Genomic DNA, 299 nt, shown 5'->3' with positions numbered 1-299 from the left:
GAACAGGCGCGGCGCGACGGGATTCCCGCGCAGTCGGCGCCGCAGATCCGCAGCGTCTATGCCGGCGGGCGGATCGAGATCACCGAGCAGGCGATCGTCGCCCGGGTCGCGGGAATGCCCGATGCGATCGCGCGCAACTACCGCATCCTCGACGAACAGGACGGTTGCTACCACCTGGCCATCAATGGCGCCCCCGGCACCCACGCCTATTGCCTGCGGGGACGGCACCTGCTGGTGCACGACCCCGCCACGCCGCTGACCGTGGTGTTCCAGCGCGAAGCGGACTGAATCTCAGGATC

General features: G+C 69.2%; 1 protein-coding gene. It reads left to right on the top strand.

The features are described from left to right. Positions 1–288, top strand: a 288-nt coding sequence (locus SB775_RS28575) for a hypothetical protein (protein WP_410864553.1), incomplete at its 5' end; no start/stop codon positions are given. Positions 289–299 lie beyond the last annotated feature (11 nt).

This window comes from Peribacillus sp. SIMBA_075 (assembly GCF_046534585.1).
Note: the sequence above shows the minus strand (reverse complement) of the source record. Positions and strands in the feature narration are given on the sequence as shown.